Source organism: Bradyrhizobium sp. P5_C12, from assembly GCF_054049735.1.
In genome coordinates this window covers 26,145-43,038 of sequence record NZ_JBFULU010000038.1, presented here as the reverse complement: position 1 = coordinate 43,038, position 16,894 = coordinate 26,145, and the positions used below count along the sequence as shown (strand labels likewise).

The window sequence follows — 16,894 nt, the reverse complement described above, 5'->3', positions numbered from 1 at the left end:
CAACGGGTAGGCGACCCGGCACGAGGCAAACCGGTCTGCACACATCAACGACAGACCTTCCAAGAGAAGGGCTGCGGCATCGCCGCAGCCCTTTTTCGTCGGATGAGCCTGGACGGGGAAGCGGTTTCCCGATGCCGCAAAACACTCTATGGTGCCGCAAAGCCCCTGGCTACGAACCCAGGAGCATCGTTAAATCAAAGGCTTACGGCCTGATCTCAGGCGCGGCCGGCCTTTGGAGGGCAGTTTGACTCGTTATATCTCGACCCGGGGCGAGGCCCCCGAACTCGGCTTCTGCGACGTGATGCTGACCGGGCTTGCCCGCGACGGCGGCCTGTATGTGCCGGCGACCTGGCCGCAGCTTTCGGCCGAGACGATCGCCGGCTTCTTCGGCCGCCCCTATTGGGAGGTTGCCGTCGACATCATCCGGCCCTTCGCCGGCGGTGAGATCTCCGACGCCGACCTCGGCCGCATGGCGAACGAGGCCTATGCCACCTTCCGCCATCCGGCCGTGGTGCCGCTGCGCCAGATGTCGCCGCACCAGTTCGTGCTGGAGCTGTTCCACGGTCCGACTCTCGCCTTCAAGGACGTCGCGATGCAGCTGATCTCGCGGCTGATGGACCATGTGCTCGCCAAGCGCGGCCAGCGCACCACCATCGTGGTCGCGACCTCCGGCGACACCGGCGGCGCCGCGGTCGAGGCATTCGCGGGTCTGGAGAATGTCGACCTCATCGTGCTGTTTCCGCACGGCCGCATCTCCGAGGTGCAGCGGCGGATGATGACGACGGCGGGCGCGGCCAATGTCCACGCGCTCGCCATCGAAGGCAATTTCGACGACTGCCAGGCGCTCGTGAAGGGGATGTTCAACAACCATCGCTTCCGCGATGCGACGGCGCTCTCCGGCGTCAACTCCATCAACTGGGCGCGCATCGTCGCGCAAGTGGTCTACTATTTCACGTCAGCGGTTGCCGCCGGCGCGCCCGCGCGCGCGGTGGATTTCATCGTGCCGACCGGCAATTTCGGCGACATCTTTGCCGGCTACGTCGCCAAGCGCATGGGCCTGCCGGTACGCACCCTGCGCATCGCCGCCAACGTCAACGACATCCTCGCCCGCACGCTCAAGACCGGGATCTACGAGGTGCGCGAGGTGCACGCGACGGCGTCGCCCTCGATGGATATCCAGATCTCCTCGAATTTCGAGCGGCTGTTGTTCGAGGCCGGCCGGCGTGATGCGGCCGGCGTGCGCCGTCTGATGGACTCGCTGAAGCAGTCCGGGCGCTTCGTGCTGCCGGACGCGATGCTGGCGGCGATCCGCGAGGAATTCGACGCCGGGCGTGCCGACGAAACCGAGACCGCGGCCGCGATTCGCGCCGCCTGGCGCGAGGCCGGCGAGCTCGTCGATCCCCACACCGCGGTGGCGCTCGCGGTCGCCGATCGCGACACCACCGATACGACCGTGCCCAACATCGTGCTCTCGACCGCCCATCCGGCCAAATTCCCGGACGCGGTGGAGGCGGCCTGCGGCCAGCGGCCGCAACTGCCGGCCTGGCTCGACGGTCTGATGACCAAATCCGAACACATGAAGGTGATGAAGAACGATCAGGCCGAGGTCGAGCGGTTCGCGCTGTCGGTCAGCCGTGCCGCAAAACAGGGAGTTGCCGGATGAGCGTCGAGATCTCCAAGCTTGCCTCCGGCCTGACCGTCGTCACCGACCAGATGCCTCACGTCGAGACCGCTGCGCTCGGCGTCTGGGCCGGCGTCGGCGGCCGTGACGAGAAGCCGAACGAGCACGGCATCTCGCATCTGCTCGAGCACATGGCGTTCAAGGGAACGACGCGGCGCTCCTCGCGCGAGATCGTCGAGGAGATCGAGGCGGTCGGCGGCGACCTCAATGCCGGCACCTCGACCGAGACGACGTCCTATTATGCGCGGGTGCTGAAGGCCGACGTGCCGCTCGCACTCGACGTGCTCGCCGACATCCTGACCAATCCCGCCTTCGAGCCCGACGAGCTGGAGCGCGAGAAGAACGTCATCGTGCAGGAGATCGGTGCTGCGCAGGACACGCCCGACGACGTCGTGTTCGAGCATCTCAACGAGCTCTGCTATCCCGACCAGCCGATGGGCCGCTCGCTGCTCGGCACCGCGAAGACGCTGCGCGGCTTCAGCCGCGACATGCTGCGCGGCTATCTGTCGACGCATTATCGCGGACCCGACATGGTGGTGGCGGCCGCAGGTGCGGTCGATCACAAGCAGGTCGTCGCCGAGGTCGAGAAGCGCTTTGCGAGCTTCGAGGCGACGCCGGGCCCGAAGCCGCAGGCCGCGCAGTTCGGCCAGGGCGGCACCAAGGTGGTGCATCGCGAGCTCGAGCAGGCACATCTGACGCTGGCGCTGGAAGGCGTGCCGCAGACCGATCTGTCGCTGTTTTCGCTCCAGGTCTTCACCAACATCCTCGGCGGCGGGATGTCGTCGCGGCTGTTCCAGGAGGTGCGCGAGAAGCGCGGCCTCTGCTATTCGATCTACAGCTTCCACGCGCCCTATACCGATACCGGCTTCTTCGGCCTCTACACCGGCACCGATCCCGCCGACGCCCCCGAGATGATGGAAGTCGTCATCGACATCATGAATGATTCGGTGGAGACGCTGACCGAGGCCGAGATCGCGCGCGCCAAGGCGCAGATGAAGGCCGGTCTCCTGATGGCCCTGGAGAGCTGCTCGTCGCGCGCCGAGCAGCTTGCCCGGCACGTGCTGGCCTATGGGCGACCCCAGACGGTGGAGGAGCTGGTGGCCCGGATCGACGCCGTCAGCGTCGAATCGACCCGGGATGCCGCGCGTGCACTGCTTTCGCGGAGCCGCCCTGCAGTTGTCGCATTAGGCAGTGGCAGGGGTCTGGACACGGCGGTGTCTTTTGCGGAAGGATTGACCCGGGCGCGTGCCAAGGCGCGGCTGCACTAGGAGCCGCACACGGGCTGCGCCCCGCTTCGGGAAGCATCACCATGGCCCTCTTTCGCCTGCCTTCCAGTGGACCCGCCGCCCTCGCGCCGCGCGGTAACGGGTTGTTGCTGCGCGCGCCGCAGATGTCGGACTTCCTGCAATGGGCCAATCTGCGCGAGACCAGCCGCGACTACCTCACGCCCTGGGAGCCGATCTGGCCGTCGGACGATCTCACCCGCTCCGGCTTCCGCCGCCGCCTGCGCCGCTACTCCGAGGACATCGCCGCGGACCGCTCCTATCCCTTCCTGGTCTTCCGGGAGCTCGACGGCGCCATGGTCGGCGGCATCACGCTGGCCAATGTCCGGCGCGGCATCGTGCAGGCCGGCACCATCGGCTACTGGATCGGGCAGCCCCATGCCCATCGCGGCTACATGACCGCCGCCCTGCGGGTGCTGCTGCCGACGCTGTTCGGCGAGCTCAATTTGCACCGGGTCGAGGCCGCCTGCATCCCGACCAATGCGCCCTCGATCCGGGTGCTGGAGAAGTGCGGCTTCTCCCGCGAGGGGCTGGCGCGCCGCTATCTCTGCATCAACGGGGTCTGGCAGGACCACCTGCTGTTCGGCCTGCTGCATGAGGATTTCCGCGGCTGAGCGGACCCCTCCGGGAGCCCTTCTAGTTCCTGCCTTCTCGTTCCTGCCATTCTAGTTCCTGCCTTGGGTTCGCCGATTTTGGCGATATAACGCGGAACCAGCCGGCGATTGTGCCGGGACGTTGTTCACGGAGTACAGGTGTTCATGAAGGAGCTTCGATCATTGCGGAATGCGCTGCGGCGAGGTCCGGTGATCGCACTGGCGCTGTCGGTCTCGTGTGCGACGGTCTCGCCGGTCGCCGCGCAGTCACTGACCGACCGCTTCAAGAACCTGTTCGGCGGCAAGTCCGACGAGCCGGCCCAGAGCAAGCCGGCGCCTGCGCCCGGCCAGCCGGCGGCCGACGACGACGTCGATTGCCCCCAGGTCACGGTGCGCGCCGGGGCGTCCACCTTCGCGGTCGGCGCCAACGGCAAGCAGGCGGTCGGAAATGATGTCCGCTTCCAGGCCACGATCACCAAGATGGCGCGCGAGTGCGTCCGTAACGGAAGCGAGATCACGGCCCGAATCGGCATTCAGGGCCGCGTCATTGCAGGCCCCGCCGGCGCGCCGACCTCCGTCGACGTTCCGCTGCGCGTCGCCGTGGTGCAGGGCGGCGTCGGCGAGAAGGTGATCGCCTCGAAGGCCTACCGGACCACGGTCGAGATGTCCGAGGGCGGCAGCGTGCCCTTCACCTTCGTCGCCGAGGATCTGGTCTACCCGATGCCCTCGGCCGCGGTCGCCGATACCTACATCTTCTATGTCGGTTTCGACCCGCAGGCGCTGTCGCCGGAGCCGAAGGCGCGGGCGAAGAAGAAGTAGGGGCGGAAAGAAAGCCGTCATGCCCCGCCACCGGGTCTCGCCTTCGGCGAGCCCGATGACAGGCTCCGGCGGGGCATCCAGTACGCCGTGGCCTATCGATTCATCACAACCGTCTCGGAGTACTGGATCACCCGCCTTCTTCGCGGGTGATGACGTCGTGTTTGTAGGGACAGCACTCGACAAACAAAAAAGCCGGCGCTCATCGCGCCGGCTTTTTGATTGGTGAGGCGTTCGTCCTCAGTTCAGCTTCTGCCGGACCTCGGTGATGCCCTTGGCGAGCAGGTCGTCGGCGACCTGGCCCTTGACCGACTGCGACAGGATGGTGGAGGCGGCCTGGACGGCGGCTTCCGCGGCTGCGGCACGGACGTCGGCGACGGCCTGGGCCTCGGCGAGCGCGATCTTGCCCTCCGCGGTCTTGGTGCGGCGGGCGACGAAATCTTCCATCTTCGCCTTGGCCTCGGTCGCGATGCGCTCGGCTTCGGACCTTGCGTTGGCGATGATGTCGGCGGCCTCGCGTTCGGCCGTGGCGCTGCGCGCCTTGTAGTCGGCGAGCACCTTGGCCGCCTCCTGCTTGAGACGCGTCGCGTCGTCGAGCTCGGCCTTGATGCGGGCGGCGCGATGATCGAGCGTCGTCAGCACGGTCTTGTGGATGCCGAGATAGGCGAACACGACCATCAGGATCACGAACGCGACGGCGACCCAAAATTCAGGTTCGAAGAACATATCGACTAACCCTTCAAGGACGCGTCAACGGCCGCATTGACCGACGCCGCGTCCGGAACGACGCCCGTGAGCTGCTGCACGATCTGGCCTGCCGCATCGGCCGCGATGCCGCGGACGTTGCTCATGGCGGCCGTCCGCGTCGCGGCGATGGTCTTTTCCGCCCCCGCGAGCTTGGTCGCCAACTGCTCTTCCAGCGTCTTGCGTTCGGCTTCCGCCTGCGCATTCAGCTTGTCGCGGGTCTCGTTGCCGATCGCCTGCGCCCGCGTGCGCGCCGCAGCGAGCTCGCCTTCATAGGCCTTCAGCGCCGCGTCGGACTGGTCCTTCAGCTTCTGCGCTTCGGCGAGGTCGCCCTCGATCTTGTTCTGACGCGCCTCGATCGCACCGCCGATGCGCGGCAGGGCGAGTTTGGACACGATCACGTAAAGCACGACGAAGAAGATCGCGAGCGACACCAGTTGCGAAGCAAAGGTGCTGCTCTCGAACGGCGGAAAGCCGCCACCGTGGTGACCACCGTCAGCCTCGGTGTGGGCGCCCGCCGCCGGACCTTTTGCGCCGCCATGACTTTCAGCCATGGAGTACTCCTGTTGCTGTCATGCGCGCCGCTTCGGTTGAAGCGGCGCGAAACACGTCCTCAGAGCGGAACGAACAGCAGCAGCAGCGCGATCAGCAGCGAGAAGATGCCGAGCGCTTCGGTCACGGCGAAGCCGAAGATCAGGTTGCCGAACTGGCCCTGAGCGGCCGAGGGGTTGCGAACGGCTGCGGCGAGGTAGTTGCCGAAGATCACGCCGACGCCGACGCCCGCACCGCCCATGCCGATGCACGCGATGCCCGCGCCGATAAGTTTTGCTGCTGCCGGATCCATTTTTGACTCCTTGGAAGAAAGATTGGGTTGTGGGTGGAAATTCCCCGGACCGCTCAGTGTCCCGGATGAATGGCGTCGTTGAGGTAGATGCAGGTCAGGATCGCGAACACATAGGCCTGAAGGAACGCGACCAGGAGCTCGAGCGAGGTCAGCGCGACCGTGAGTGCCAGCGGCAGCACGCCGCCGATCCAGCCAATGGCGCCGAGCGAGAAGCCCAGCATGGCGACGAAACCCGCGAACACCTTCAGCGCGATGTGTCCGGCCAGCATGTTGGCGAACAGACGGACGCTGTGCGAGACCGGCCGCAGGAAGAACGACAGGATCTCGATGAACATGACCAGCGGCAGGATGTAGATGGGGACGCCGTGGGGAACGAAGATCTTGAAGAATTTCAGGCCGTTCTTGTAGAGGCCGTAGATCAGGACGGTAAAGAAGACCAGGAGCGCGAGCGCCGCAGTGACGATCAGATGGCTCGAGATCGTGAAGGTGTAGGGGATGATGCCGACCAGATTCGAGACGCAGATGAACATGAACAGCGAGAAGATCAGCGGGAAGAACTTCATGCCTTCCGCGCCGGCGGTCGAACGGATGGTCGAAGCCACGAACTCGTAGGAGATTTCGGCGACCGACTGCAGGCGTCCGGGAACCAGCTGCGTGCCGCTGGCGAGCATCAGGATCGAAATCACCGCCACCGCCACCAGCATGTAGAGCGATGAATTGGTGAAGGCGATCGTCTGATTGCCGATATGGCCGATCGTGAAGAGAGGCTCGATGTTGAACTGGTGGATCGGGTCGATTTTCATCAGCGCGGCATCTCTTGGTCTGCCGGACGAGCCGGCTGGTCTCGGTCTGCCGGCCGGGCCGGCCCGTACCGGCGAGGCCGGTACGAAGAATTCCTCCAGCCGGGGCGGCTACGAACCACTGCGCTTGTTCTGACCCGCGCCCGCCGTTCTCACCACGTTCACCACGCCGGCCACGAAGCCCAGCAGCAGGAACACGATAAACCCGAAAGGCGACGTCGACAGCAAGCGGTCGAAACCCCAGCCAATCCCCGCTCCGACGACGACCCCGGCGACCAACTCGGAGGATAACCGGAAACCAAGCGCCATCGCCGAGGCTCTGGCCGCTCTGTCTTCACCGTCACCTGCGGGTTGCTCGGTCTTGATCCGTCGGTCGCGAAGTTCGGACAAACGTTGATCAAGATTTCCGAGCCGTTCGGAAAGCGCAGCTTCCTCGGACGATTTATCGCGATCCCCATTCTCGCCGTGCCCCGTGCCCTGTGTCATGCAACGAAGACCCGAAACGCCGCGGCTGAATGGAAATTACGCCCGCCACCCTCAAAAGCCGCGCGGACCATACTGACCGCTCATAATCAAGTCAAGCCAAGTCACGATCGCGTCGTGTTCTATTATGCTGTTGATTTAATTGACGATATCGCCGCGCGCGCAAGCGCTGCACACAGCGTGACGCCGCACCGCAGCAGCTCTCCTCATGATCCGCCGAGGCGGCCGACATTTCGCCGTGCTGCCGGGATCAAAGCGAGTGCCGCGATCGTTGATTTCCCGGGCGCGTTTTTGGCGGCGGATTGGCCCGCCCGGGTGTAGAATTGCAACAAAGCCGCAGATGCGTCGTGGCGGAGAGTGCGATGAGACCAGCGACGTTATTCACGACATCATGGCTTGCGGTGGCCCCGCTTGCCGCGGTGATGGTCATCAGCGGCGGCCTCGTTGCCGCGCAATCCGCGCCTGACAGCGACAACGGCCGCTACTCCATGACGCCCATTCCCGAGGGCGTGCTGCGGCTTGATACCCGCACCGGCACGATGTCGACCTGTACCAAGAACGGCGCCGGCTGGGCCTGCTACGCGGTGCCCGACGAGCGCGCCGCATTCGATGCCGAGATCGGCAGGCTCCAGGCCGAGGTGGAGAAGTTGAAGGGCCAGCTCGCGGCCGGACCGACCGTATCGGGCAAGGTCGACGAGGCACTGCCGAAATCGGATTCATTGAAGAAGCCTGAGCCGAAGGTTGCGGACGGCGACCGTAAGATCGAGATTCCGCTGCCGAGCGACCAGGACGTCGACCGCGTGATGTCGTTCCTGGAAAAGGCCTGGCGGCGGCTGATCGACATGGCCAACCGCGTCCAGAAGGACGTGTCGGGAAAGATCTGAGAGGGGGCCTCTCGTGTCGTCCTGGCGAAAGTCAGGACCCGTACGCCGCGGCCCCCTGTTTTTCTCGGTGCGCGTCGCCACCTTTCGCCCTCACGCGCATTTGGGATAATGGGTCCTGGCTTTCGCCAGGACGACACATCGAGAGCTTTGATGACGTCCGGCAGATCGCTGTCACGCTCGGCACCATCGACGGTGCAGGCCACCACCGTTACATCGTCACTGCTCACCGTGCAGACGCCGGGGCGTGGCTTCACCGATCTCACCGCTGAAGTCGCGAAATTCGTCGATGAGGCCCGCGCGCGCGACGGCGCCTTGACGCTGTTCATCCGCCATACCTCGGCCTCGCTGACGATCCAGGAGAACGCCGATCCCTCGGTGCTCGTCGATCTCACCACCGCGCTGGCGCGGCTCGCACCTGAAAATGCCGGCTGGATTCATGACACCGAGGGGCCGGACGACATGCCGGCGCATATCAAGACGATGCTGACGCAGACCTCGCTGCACGTGCCCGTGCTGAACGGCACGCTCGCGCTCGGCACCTGGCAGGGGATCTATCTGATCGAGCACCGCGCCCGTCCGCACCGGCGCGAGGTCGTGCTTCAGTTCATCGGCGGCAATCAATAGAGCGTTTTCGAGCGAAGTGGATACCGGTTCGCGTAAAGAAAACGCGTCAAAACAAGAATCGAGAGCTTCGGTTCTGTTTCCAATCAGAACCGAAGCTCTCGCCGCAAAAAACAAAACCGGCCGCGGAGAGCCGCGGCCGGTTGGTGTTGGTCGATCCCTGCGTTCGATCAGGTCGCCTTGATGTCGACGTCCTTGGTCTCGGGCAGGAAGAAGAAGCCGATCACGACGGTAATCGACGCGAAGATGACCGGATACCAGAGACCCGCATAGATATCGCCGGTCGAGGCCACGATCGCGAAGGCGGTCGCGGGCAGCAGGCCGCCGAACCAGCCGTTGCCGATGTGGTAGGGCAGCGACATCGAGGTGTAGCGGATGCGGGTCGGGAACAATTCGACCAGCATCGCGGCGATCGGGCCGTACACCATGGTGACGAAGATCACCAGGATGAACAGCAGTCCGATGGTCGCGGCCACCTGCGGACGGAAGATGTCGAACGGATGCGCCATCTTCACGATGCCAGCGTCGCCGGTCTTCGGATAGCCGGCGGCCTGCACGGCGGCGAGCACCGCCGGATTGCTGTCCTTGGCGTTGGCGTAGGCAACTTCCTTGCCGTTGACCATCACCTTCACGCCGGAGCCGGCCGCACCCGATGCCGTCGAGTACTTGACCGACGACTGGGCGAGGAAGGCGCGTGCGGTGTCGCAAGGCGCGGTGAAGACGCGGGTACCGACCGGGTTGAACAAATCGCCGCAACCCGCGGGATCGGCCACCACCTCGACCTTGGCCTGTTCGATGGCCTTTTCCAGCGCCGGGTTGGCGTTGGAGGTGATCATCTTGAAGATCGGGAAGAAGGTCAGTGCCGCGATCAGGCAGCCGCCGAGGATGATCGGCTTGCGGCCGATCTTGTCGGAGAGCACGCCGAACACGATGAAGAAGCCAGTGCCGAGCAGCAGCGACCAGGCGATCAGGAGGTTGGCGGTGTAGCCGTCGACCTTCAGGATCGATTGCAGGAAGAACAGCGCGTAGAACTGGCCGGTGTACCAGACCACGCCCTGGCCCATCACGCCGCCGAGCAGCGCCAGCAGCACGAGCTTGCCGTTCTGCCAGTTGCCGAAGGCTTCGGTCAGCGGCGCCTTCGAGCTCTTCCCCTCGTCCTTCATCTTCTGGAAGATCGGCGATTCGTTAAGGCGGAGCCGGATCCAGACCGAGATGCCGAGCAGCAGCACCGAGACCAGGAACGGGATGCGCCAGCCCCAGGCCGCGAAGTCGGCTTCGCCGATCGCCGAGCGGGTGAACAGGATCACCAGCAGCGACAGGAACAGGCCCAGCGTTGCCGTGGTCTGGATGAAGGAGGTGTAGTAGCCGCGCTTGCCGTTCGGCGCGTGCTCGGCGACGTAGGTCGCCGCACCGCCATACTCGCCGCCGAGCGCGAGGCCCTGGGCGAGACGCAGCGCGATCAGGATGATCGGGGCCGCGATGCCGATCGTCGCGGCGTTGGGCAGCAGGCCGACGATGAAGGTCGAAAGACCCATGATCAGAATGGTGACGAGGAAGGTGTATTTGCGGCCGACGATGTCGCCGATGCGGCCGAACACGATCGCGCCGAACGGGCGCACCAGGAAGCCCGCGGCGAACGCCAGCAGCGCGAAGATGTCGCGGGTTGCCGGCGGATAGGCCGAGAAGAACTGCGCGCCGATGATGCTGGCCAGCGAGCCGTAGAGGTAAAAATCGTACCACTCGAAGACGGTACCGAGCGAGGAGGCGAGAATGACGAACCGTTCGTCCTTCGTCATCCCTCCCGCGCCTGCTTGAGACACAGCCATTGTCGACATATTGAGTCGCTCCCCGAAATGCGTTTCCTCGCGCCCCGGACGTCCGGATATGCCGGATCGACCCAGGTCTTGCCCGCAAGGTAACATCGGCGTGAAACCCGCCCCAATACGACTTTCGGCCTTGCGCACTGACGCGCACCTGACGGTGCGGTATCCGGCGCCAGGGTGCGGTCGCGGAGGCCTCCGGATTAACCCCTTTGCAGCAAAGGGATAATGTGCACTTGCATGCCACGGCCGCTCGGGGAAGAATTGGCTACCGCGGCCCGGACTCGCCGGCCTGGCGCGAACGACAGCAAGAGAACGATGAACGCTCCTTCGACCCATCTCGTCATTGCCGATGACCATCCGCTGTTCCGCGACGCGCTTCGGCAAGCGGTGGCGGGCGTCCTGACCTCGGCAAAGATCGATGAGGCCGGCTCGTTCGAGGATCTGACCAAGCTCTTGGAACAGACGTCCGACGTTGACCTGGTCCTGCTCGACCTTTCGATGCCCGGCATCTCCGGCTTTTCCGGCCTGATCTATCTGCGCGCGCAATACCCGGCGATCCCGGTGGTGATCGTCTCGGCCTCCGACGACAGCGCCACGATCCGGCGCTCGCTCGATTTCGGCGCCTCCGGCTTCATTCCGAAGCGCTTCGGCGTCGAGACGTTGCGCGATGCCATCCTCAAGGTCATGGAGGGGGATGTCTGGGTTCCCGCCGACACCGATCTGTCGGCCGCCGCCGACCCCGACATGACGCGTCTGCGCGACCGCCTGGTGACGCTGACCCCGCAGCAGGTGCGGGTCCTGATGATGCTGTCGGAGGGCCTCCTCAACAAGCAAATCGCCTACGAGCTCGGCGTCTCCGAGGCCACCATCAAGGCGCATGTCTCGGCCATCCTGCAAAAGCTCGGCGTCGAGAGCCGGACGCAGGCGGTGATCGCGGCCGCCAGGATCGCCGGCGGCCAGTGGAAGCAGGGCACGCCGACGGGGTGAGAGCCAGGCGATCAACCCCGTCATCCCCGCGCAAAGGCGAAGCCTTTGTCGCTGGAGGTGCCGGAGCGTAGCGGAGGCCTCGAAGGATGAACGGCCCGGCTGGCACCTCGGCCGTTCATCCTTCGAGGCTCCCGGCGCGWTGCATTTGCATCGCGCCACTCGCGCCTCAGGATGAYGGAGTTGATAATGTCCGTCGCAGTTCGTTGGCGCCCCTAATATCCGCCGTATCGGAATCTTCAGCAAAGCCCTCAAGAGCAGATTGAATCATTCGTATCGCTTGCTCGTGCCGGCCGCGTTCGGCAAGGAGCCCGGCGAGTTCGATCGCGGCCCGCAGTTCCCACGCTTTTGCGCCTTTGCGGCGGCTCAAACCCAATGACTGCATGAAGTGGGCTTCTGCTTGCTCAGCCTTGGGTTCTGGCAGCGACAACAGAACTCTGCCTTTCATCCGCAACAGCTCCGGCATGTACAAATGATCGCCGCTCTGCGCGACGAGACGGATCGCATCGTCGATCAATCGCGCGCTCTGCTCGACCTGATCGAGGGCCAGCAGGCCCTGGACCAGCGCGATGTTGAACGTGGTGGTGAGCAGCTCATAGCCCGCGTCATGGAGTTCCTGGAGACAACGCCTTATCGTGGCGACGCCGCCCGCGGCGTCGCCACGCCGGATCGCCAGTTCGCCTTTGACGCCTCTTCCGACTGCCAGATAAGGGCCCATCGAACGCGACTCCGCATGCGCGATGAATCGATCGATGTTCTCTTCCGCGCCGTCGAGGTCTCCGCTCCAGAGATCGATCGAGACCGCCCAGATCAATGCGATGCAGAGCGTGATCGGATGATCCATCTGCGCGGCATCGGTGACCGTCTGCTGCGCCAGTTGCCGCGCATGCGAAGGCCGGCCCTGCAACCATAGTTCTCGCGCCAGTGAGATGCCGGCCCGGTTGCGATGATCGAAGCCGTAGAGCGTGCTGATGTGTTCCGTTCCCGGCCCCTGCCAGGCGAGTTCCAGCATCTTCAGCGCATCGCGGTGTTCCCCGCCCAGATGCAGCGAGACGCCCAGCAGTGAATAAGCGAGCGCAATGGAGGCAGGGTCGCCCAGCGCTTCGGCGACGACGAGGCTCTGCTGCGCATAGCGGAGCGCCGCGTCGAACTGTCCGATGCGCTCGTGGAAGATGTGCATCCGGCCGAGCAGCTGGAGCTGGTTCGGCGCGTCGCCGCGCGTCTCGGCGATCGCAAGGCTCCTGGTCAGGGCGCCGCGTGCGGCCTCGCTGCCGCCGCGGGTGAACATCAAAGTCAGTCCGAGAGCGGCCTGCAGGTGCATTTCCTCGGCGCTTCCGCGCGCGGACGGATCGATCGCAAGCAGCGCCCGTTCCGACCAGCGCCGGCATTCGATCAGCAGCGACATCGCGAGAAAGATCGGCGCCGCCGCTACGGCGAGCGCTATGCCGATGCCGGTATCGCCGCTGCCTCCAAAACTCCAGTCCAGTGCGGCGCGCACATTGTGAAGCGCGGAGAAATGGACGGCGCGCTCGTCGGCGCTCGGCACCGTCGCCCATGTCGTGCCGGCCTGTTCCAGCCATTGCCGGTAGTAGGTGGCGTGGCGGGCGGCGAGCGCGGTTTCGTCTCGCTCGATCTCGAGCAGATAGGCGCGCGTCGTATCCAGCAGGCGGTAGCGCATCATGGCGCCGACCGGCCGCGGCGCCACCATCGACTTGGCGACGAGGCTGTCGATGGCATCGAACAGCCGGGCGCGATCGACGCGTTCGTCCGGCACGACCTCGAGCGCGGCGTCGATGGTGAAGTGCCCGGCGAAAACCGCGAGCCTGCGCAGTACGAGGCGTTCGAGGTCGGACAGGAGCCCGTAGCTCCAGTCCAGCGTCGCCTGCAACGTCTTCTGCCGCGGCGGCGCGGTGCGCTGACCCTGCCAGAGCAGGTTGAGGCGCTCATCCAGCAGCGCTGCGGTCTGCTTCAGGCCATAGGCCTCGACCCGGCCGGCGGCGAGCTCGATCGCCAGGGCCATGCCGTCGAGCTTGCGGCAGATGCCCGCGGCGATGGCGGCGTTGGCATCGTCGAGCGCGATCTGCGCGCCGCCGGCTCTCGCACGTTCGAGAAAAAGCTCCAGCGCGGGATAGGTCCGCGCGGCCGCAGCCGTCAGCCCCGGACCATCGGGCGGAACGGCCAGCGGCGCCAATCGATAGACCTGCTCGCCCTCGACGCGCAGGGCTTCGCGGCTGGTGGCCAGGATATGGACCTGCGGCGCGGCCCGAAATATCTCCGCGGCCAGAGGCGCGGCTGCTGCGACGACGTGCTCGCAATTGTCCAGGATCAGCAGCAGCTTCTTGTCGTGCAGGTGCGCAAGCAAGGCGGGCATCGGATCGTCGGTCTGCGCCGGCAGGCCGAGCATCAGCAGGATCGAGGTGATCACGAGATCGGGATCGCTGAGCGCGGCAAGATCCACGAAGTGTGCGACGTCGGCGAACGTCTCGAGCAGGTCGTGGGCGATCGCCACGGCAATTGCCGTCTTGCCGACGCCGCCCGGGCCGACGATCGTGACGAAGCGTGAGGCGAGGAGCTGGTCCGACACGGTGGCGATCGCATCGGCTCGCCCCACCATCCGCTGCAGCCGGTTCGGCAGCTTGACGGGCGGCAATTCCAGCTGCGGTGCCGGACGCCGTTCTGTCGGAAGACCGCTCTGCGAGATCGGCGCCACGAAGCAATAGCCGCGGCCTGACAGCGTCGCGATGTAGCGGGCGCCGTCCTTGCCGTCGCCCAGCGCTTTCCGAAGCGCTGCGATGTGAAAGCGCAGATTGGCTTCTTCCACGATCATGCCGGGCCAGACCAACGCCATCAGCTCCGACTTGCCGACGACCTCGTTCGGCCGCGACATCAATGCGATCAGCGTGTCGAAGCTCCTGGCGCCGAGCGGCAGCGCGATACCATCTCGCATCACGAGCCTTTCCTGCGGCGTCACGGTGAATGGCCCGAACGATAGCGTTCCTGCCGTGGGCCCGGCCGGTTCAGTCATGGCGAGTCTGTCCATTTGGGAACCGGATAGCCAGCGAACCGCGATCCGGCAAGATGGGGCATTGCATCGTGATCAGAAACTGGATGCAGGCCTCGCAATCGCGGGTTCCGCGCCGGTCTCACAACTTCTTACAAAACCAAACGGGTGTACGGCGGCGGCGGCTGATAGGCAATTGCGCGACGGCAAGGAGATATTCATGAGCGCAACGGTAAAACTGCTCTACACGGCCCGCACCCACACCGCCGGCGGGCGGCAGGACGGCATGTCGCGCAGCTCCGACGGCCGCCTCGACGTGAGGCTCTCGCCGCCGGGCGCCGCGGGCATCGGCACCAATCCCGAGCAATTGTTCGCGGCCGGTTGGTCCGCCTGCTTCGAAGGCGCCATGGAGATCGCGGCCCGCAAGCGGAAGATCGACCTTCCGAGGAAATGCGCGATCGATGCTGAGATCGATCTTGTGCTCGACGAGGGCGCTTATTCGCTCATGGCGCGCCTCAATGTCAGCCTGCCGGGCCTCGATCGCGAGATCGCGCGCGGCATCATCGATGAGGCGCACCAGACTTGCGCTTATTCCAAGGCCGTCCGAGGCAACATCGACGTCACGGTCGCGCTGATCTGACGCACCACCAACCACCAGCAAGGTAGCAACACCATGAAGCAAATCATCGACCAGCATCGCCGCAAGTTTTTTGGCGTCGCCGCGGGAACCGTCGCGGCCGGTCTCGGCGTGATCGGCCTCGCCCGCGCCGAAACGGACGCGACGCGATCGTCGGCAACCCATGCGTCCTTCGGTCCGATCAAGCAGATCGACGCCGGCGTCCTCAATGTCGGCTATGCGGAAGCTGGTCCCTCGAACGGCCCCGTCGCGATCCTGCTGCACGGCTGGCCCTACGACATTCACGCCTTCGTTGATGTCGCGCCGATCCTGGCGCAGGCCGGCTATCGCGTGATCATCCCCTATTTGCGCGGCTACGGCACGACGCGCTTCCTCTCCGGCGAGACGCTGCGCAACGGCGAGCCGGCCGCGATGGCCGTCGACATCATCGCACTGATGGATGCGCTCAACATCAAGACGGCGGTCGTCGCCGGCTTCGACTGGGGCGCGCGCACCGCCGACATCATCGCCGCGCTGTGGCCGGAGCGTTGCCGCGCGCTGGTGTCGGTCAGCGGCTATCTCATCTCCAGCCAGGCCGCCGGCAACATGCCGTTGCCGCCGTCGGCCGAGTTGCAATGGTGGTACCAGTTCTATTTCGCGACCGAGCGCGGCCGCGCCGGCTACGAGAAGTACACGCACGATTTCGCGAAGCTGATCTGGAAGCTCGCTTCGCCGCAGTGGAAGTTCGACGACGCCACTTTCGACCGCAGCGCGGCGGCGCTCGACAACAAGGATCATGTCGCGATCACGATCCACAATTACCGTTGGCGGCTCGGGCTTGCCCAGGGCGAAGCGAAATACGAGGAGCTCGAAAAGAAGCTCGCCGCGGCTCCGATGATCGGTGTCCCGACCATCACGATGGAAGGCGATGCCAATGGCGCCCCGCACCCGGACCCCAGCGCCTATGCCAAGAAGTTCTCCGGTCGGTACGACTTTCGCCTGATCACGGGTGGCATCGGCCACAACCTGCCTCAGGAAGCACCACAAGTCTTTGCCAAGGCGGTCATCGATGCCGACGCCGGCGCCTGAGAATTCCTTCAATGCCTCGGTCCAGCCAGGTTGGACCGAGGCCCACCCGCGATCGCAGCTTGATGAAATGCCATGATGCCCACCAAACCTGACTCGAAGAAATCCCTCTATCTCACGGTCATAGTGCCGGCCGCGGTGCTGCTCGTCGCCGTCCTGACCTGCGTGCCGTACCTGGTCTCGATCGCGCTCGCGGAGGGGCCGGCGACGGCGAACGCGTCGCCGATCTTCGGCGTCACCATTCCCAACGGCTACAAGCAATGGGAGCTGATTGCGCCGGCGGAGGAGGCGGCGCCTCTGGACGAGCTTCGCGCCGTCGTCGGCAACCAGACCGCGATCGACGCCTATCAGGCTGGAAAGCTGCCGTTCCCGGACGGCACCATTCTCGTCAAGCGCGCCTGGAAGCGGAAGCAATCACCGGAGTTCGCATCCGCGACCATTCCGGGCGCCGCCACCACCGTCCAGGTGATGGTCAAGGACTCCAAAAAATATGCTTCAACTGGCGGCTGGGGTTTTGGCCGCTTCATCAACGGCAAGCCCGTCGACGAGGCCCAGCATCGCACCTGCTTTGCCTGCCACGATGCCCGCGCCAAGGGCCGTGACTATGTCTTCACCCGGCTCGCGCCCTGAGACCT

The 16,894-nt window shown here is 65.2% G+C and carries 18 protein-coding genes; 11 read left to right on the top strand and 7 right to left on the bottom strand.

Translation table 11 applies throughout. The annotated features are described in order from the left end of the window. Window positions 1-244: 244 nt before the first annotated feature. The 4 genes from thrC (at window position 245) to ACXJMY_RS27775 (ending at window position 4,376) form a co-directional block, all read left to right on the top strand. Complete coding sequence (gene thrC / locus ACXJMY_RS27790) at window positions 245-1,663, top strand: threonine synthase (RefSeq protein WP_456622538.1); 1,419 nt, start codon at window positions 245-247, stop codon at window positions 1,661-1,663. Next, window positions 1,660-2,949: a M16 family metallopeptidase gene (locus ACXJMY_RS27785; protein ID WP_456622537.1), complete on the top strand. Its 1,290-nt coding sequence runs from the start codon at window positions 1,660-1,662 to the stop codon at window positions 2,947-2,949. The genes thrC and ACXJMY_RS27785 overlap by 4 nt, the downstream gene beginning before the upstream one ends. A 41-nt stretch (window positions 2,950-2,990) precedes the next feature. After that, the gene (locus ACXJMY_RS27780) at window positions 2,991-3,578 is read left to right on the top strand and encodes a GNAT family N-acetyltransferase (RefSeq protein WP_456622536.1); all 588 of its coding nucleotides are present in this window, start codon (window positions 2,991-2,993) and stop codon (window positions 3,576-3,578) included. A gap of 144 nt (window positions 3,579-3,722) precedes the next feature. Beyond that, window positions 3,723-4,376, top strand: coding sequence for a hypothetical protein (locus ACXJMY_RS27775; RefSeq protein WP_456622535.1), 654 nt, complete (start codon window positions 3,723-3,725; stop codon window positions 4,374-4,376). 237 nt (window positions 4,377-4,613) lie between these two features. Here the strand turns inward: ACXJMY_RS27775 and ACXJMY_RS27770 are convergent, their stop codons facing one another. From ACXJMY_RS27770 to ACXJMY_RS27750, 5 genes are all read right to left on the bottom strand, one after another. Then, window positions 4,614-5,099, bottom strand: coding sequence for a F0F1 ATP synthase subunit B family protein (locus ACXJMY_RS27770; protein WP_456622534.1), 486 nt, complete (start codon window positions 5,097-5,099; stop codon window positions 4,614-4,616). A 5-nt stretch (window positions 5,100-5,104) separates the two neighbouring features. Continuing rightward, a complete protein-coding gene (locus ACXJMY_RS27765) occupies window positions 5,105-5,671 on the bottom strand; it encodes a F0F1 ATP synthase subunit B (protein ID WP_456622533.1) in 567 nt (188 codons plus the stop codon). Between the two features lie 59 nt (window positions 5,672-5,730). After that, on the bottom strand, window positions 5,731-5,961 hold the full coding sequence (locus ACXJMY_RS27760) for a F0F1 ATP synthase subunit C (protein WP_007599451.1): 231 nt from the start codon (window positions 5,959-5,961) through the stop codon (window positions 5,731-5,733). A gap of 53 nt (window positions 5,962-6,014) precedes the next feature. After that, window positions 6,015-6,764, bottom strand: coding sequence for a F0F1 ATP synthase subunit A (locus ACXJMY_RS27755; protein WP_456622532.1), 750 nt, complete (start codon window positions 6,762-6,764; stop codon window positions 6,015-6,017). 108 nt (window positions 6,765-6,872) lie between these two features. Beyond that, window positions 6,873-7,247 (bottom strand): AtpZ/AtpI family protein, encoded by a 375-nt coding sequence (locus tag ACXJMY_RS27750; protein ID WP_456622531.1) that lies wholly within the window; start codon window positions 7,245-7,247, stop codon window positions 6,873-6,875. Here ACXJMY_RS27750 and ACXJMY_RS27745 point away from each other — a divergent pair. The 3 genes from ACXJMY_RS27745 (at window position 7,155) to ACXJMY_RS27735 (ending at window position 8,752) form a co-directional block, all read left to right on the top strand. Further along, window positions 7,155-7,565, top strand: a complete 411-nt coding sequence (locus tag ACXJMY_RS27745) for a hypothetical protein (protein ID WP_456622570.1) — start codon at window positions 7,155-7,157, stop codon at window positions 7,563-7,565. The two genes, ACXJMY_RS27750 and ACXJMY_RS27745, sit on opposite strands and share 93 nt — an antisense overlap. 41 nt (window positions 7,566-7,606) lie before the next feature. Then, the gene (locus ACXJMY_RS27740) at window positions 7,607-8,128 is read left to right on the top strand and encodes a hypothetical protein (RefSeq protein WP_456622530.1); all 522 of its coding nucleotides are present in this window, start codon (window positions 7,607-7,609) and stop codon (window positions 8,126-8,128) included. A gap of 150 nt (window positions 8,129-8,278) precedes the next feature. After that, window positions 8,279-8,752 carry a secondary thiamine-phosphate synthase enzyme YjbQ gene (locus ACXJMY_RS27735; protein WP_456622529.1) on the top strand — a complete coding sequence of 158 codons (474 nt, stop codon included), beginning with the start codon at window positions 8,279-8,281 and terminating at the stop codon, window positions 8,750-8,752. 167 nt (window positions 8,753-8,919) lie between these two features. Here the strand turns inward: ACXJMY_RS27735 and ACXJMY_RS27730 are convergent, their stop codons facing one another. Continuing rightward, window positions 8,920-10,545, bottom strand: coding sequence for an MFS transporter (locus tag ACXJMY_RS27730; protein WP_456622528.1), 1,626 nt, complete (start codon window positions 10,543-10,545; stop codon window positions 8,920-8,922). A gap of 342 nt (window positions 10,546-10,887) precedes the next feature. On the opposite strand from ACXJMY_RS27730, the gene ACXJMY_RS27725 reads away from it, so the two are divergent. Then, complete coding sequence (locus tag ACXJMY_RS27725; protein ID WP_456622527.1) at window positions 10,888-11,559, top strand: response regulator; 672 nt, start codon at window positions 10,888-10,890, stop codon at window positions 11,557-11,559. Window positions 11,560-11,725: 166 nt separating this feature from the next. Here ACXJMY_RS27725 and ACXJMY_RS27720 read toward each other — a convergent pair whose 3' ends face one another. After that, window positions 11,726-14,581: an ATP-binding protein gene (locus tag ACXJMY_RS27720; RefSeq protein WP_456622526.1), complete on the bottom strand. Its 2,856-nt coding sequence runs from the start codon at window positions 14,579-14,581 to the stop codon at window positions 11,726-11,728. 196 nt (window positions 14,582-14,777) lie between these two features. Between ACXJMY_RS27720 and ACXJMY_RS27715 the strand changes: the two genes are divergently transcribed. From ACXJMY_RS27715 to ACXJMY_RS27705, 3 genes are all read left to right on the top strand, one after another. Next, on the top strand, window positions 14,778-15,197 hold the full coding sequence (locus tag ACXJMY_RS27715) for an organic hydroperoxide resistance protein (protein ID WP_456622525.1): 420 nt from the start codon (window positions 14,778-14,780) through the stop codon (window positions 15,195-15,197). 33 nt (window positions 15,198-15,230) lie between these two features. Continuing rightward, the gene (locus ACXJMY_RS27710) at window positions 15,231-16,262 is read left to right on the top strand and encodes an alpha/beta fold hydrolase (RefSeq protein ID WP_456622524.1); all 1,032 of its coding nucleotides are present in this window, start codon (window positions 15,231-15,233) and stop codon (window positions 16,260-16,262) included. Between the two features lie 72 nt (window positions 16,263-16,334). Beyond that, the gene (locus ACXJMY_RS27705; protein ID WP_456622523.1) at window positions 16,335-16,889 is read left to right on the top strand and encodes a cytochrome P460 family protein; all 555 of its coding nucleotides are present in this window, start codon (window positions 16,335-16,337) and stop codon (window positions 16,887-16,889) included. Window positions 16,890-16,894 lie beyond the last annotated feature (5 nt).

Coding starts and splice junctions, on each gene's coding strand:
- ACXJMY_RS27765 (WP_456622533.1), bottom strand. CDS start 5,671: ATGGCTGAAAGTCATGGCGGCGCAAAAGGTCCGGCGGCGGGCGCCCAC.
- ACXJMY_RS27770 (WP_456622534.1), bottom strand. CDS start 5,099: ATGTTCTTCGAACCTGAATTTTGGGTCGCCGTCGCGTTCGTGATCCTG.
- ACXJMY_RS27780 (WP_456622536.1), top strand. CDS start 2,991: ATGGCCCTCTTTCGCCTGCCTTCCAGTGGACCCGCCGCCCTCGCGCCG.
- ACXJMY_RS27730 (WP_456622528.1), bottom strand. CDS start 10,545: ATGACGAAGGACGAACGGTTCGTCATTCTCGCCTCCTCGCTCGGTACC.
- ACXJMY_RS27785 (WP_456622537.1), top strand. CDS start 1,660: ATGAGCGTCGAGATCTCCAAGCTTGCCTCCGGCCTGACCGTCGTCACC.
- ACXJMY_RS27740 (WP_456622530.1), top strand. CDS start 7,607: ATGAGACCAGCGACGTTATTCACGACATCATGGCTTGCGGTGGCCCCG.
- ACXJMY_RS27735 (WP_456622529.1), top strand. CDS start 8,279: ATGACGTCCGGCAGATCGCTGTCACGCTCGGCACCATCGACGGTGCAG.
- ACXJMY_RS27710 (WP_456622524.1), top strand. CDS start 15,231: ATGAAGCAAATCATCGACCAGCATCGCCGCAAGTTTTTTGGCGTCGCC.
- ACXJMY_RS27755 (WP_456622532.1), bottom strand. CDS start 6,764: ATGAAAATCGACCCGATCCACCAGTTCAACATCGAGCCTCTCTTCACG.
- ACXJMY_RS27775 (WP_456622535.1), top strand. CDS start 3,723: ATGAAGGAGCTTCGATCATTGCGGAATGCGCTGCGGCGAGGTCCGGTG.
- ACXJMY_RS27760 (WP_007599451.1), bottom strand. CDS start 5,961: ATGGATCCGGCAGCAGCAAAACTTATCGGCGCGGGCATCGCGTGCATC.
- ACXJMY_RS27725 (WP_456622527.1), top strand. CDS start 10,888: ATGAACGCTCCTTCGACCCATCTCGTCATTGCCGATGACCATCCGCTG.
- ACXJMY_RS27750 (WP_456622531.1), bottom strand. CDS start 7,247: ATGACACAGGGCACGGGGCACGGCGAGAATGGGGATCGCGATAAATCG.
- ACXJMY_RS27705 (WP_456622523.1), top strand. CDS start 16,335: ATGATGCCCACCAAACCTGACTCGAAGAAATCCCTCTATCTCACGGTC.
- ACXJMY_RS27715 (WP_456622525.1), top strand. CDS start 14,778: ATGAGCGCAACGGTAAAACTGCTCTACACGGCCCGCACCCACACCGCC.